The sequence below is a fragment of the Xenorhabdus yunnanensis genome (assembly GCF_028598805.1).
Lineage (GTDB): Bacteria > Pseudomonadota > Gammaproteobacteria > Enterobacterales > Enterobacteriaceae > Xenorhabdus > Xenorhabdus yunnanensis.
In genome coordinates this window covers 1-265 of the sequence record NZ_JAQRFI010000303.1, presented here as the reverse complement: position 1 = coordinate 265, position 265 = coordinate 1, and the positions used below count along the sequence as shown (strand labels likewise).

Sequence of the window (265 nt, the reverse complement as noted above, 5' to 3'; positions counted from 1 at the left end):
GGGCTCACAGTTTACGCCCGCCACGAACGTCCTCGCCGCCGACAATGAGGACAGCACCATCATGACCCTGCACCTGAAAGATAAATCCGGCAATCCGATCCCGAACGCCAAAGACAGCATTACCTTTGAAGACAACGGCGATCAACTGACCGGCGACGGCAAAAATAAACCAACCATTGATAAGGTGTGGGAAGAGCCGGAAAACAGCGGGATCTACAAGGTGGAAGTCAAGGCTGGTGATAAAACCGGTGCATGGAAAATCACC

Annotated in this window: 1 protein-coding gene; it reads left to right on the top strand. The window is 52.8% G+C overall.

Annotated features, from left to right (window positions below):
* On the top strand, positions 1-265 hold a 265-nt coding region (locus PSI23_RS22350), incomplete at both ends, for an invasin domain 3-containing protein (RefSeq protein ID WP_273557088.1).